The 301-nt window shown below is 45.5% G+C and carries 1 protein-coding gene; it reads right to left on the bottom strand.

Features of this window, described 5'->3' with window-relative positions:
• On the bottom strand, window positions 1-301 hold a 301-nt coding region (gene terL / locus R5R67_RS19695; protein WP_318755238.1), incomplete at both ends, for a phage terminase large subunit.

Here is a 301-nt window from a genome sequence, read left to right as displayed (position 1 = left end):
CACGTTAACTTGGGCCGCAAATGGTTGTGCCCGTGTAAGCTTGTCACCTGAAATTGGCTTAGCTATCACGCTATAACCCGCAAGAAGCTTCACAAATGAACTAGCTTGCGATTTACCAGCTTGACCGGGATCTTGTGGTAGACGCACAGAAACTTTTTTCCCATCTATTTTTGCTGTTTGTTCTAAGCGCTTATTCACATTGTCAGGTCCAAGCTGTCCTCTAGTTACATCGACAATGTAAGTAAAACCATCTGCGCCTAGAGCTTCTCGCACACCTACTGTAAAGTCGCCCTCATTTTCG

The sequence above is a fragment of the Acinetobacter sp. OYA S30 genome, from assembly GCF_033599315.1.
GTDB lineage: Bacteria > Pseudomonadota > Gammaproteobacteria > Pseudomonadales > Moraxellaceae > Acinetobacter > Acinetobacter baumannii.
Note: the sequence above shows the minus strand (reverse complement) of the source record. Positions and strands in the feature narration are given on the sequence as shown.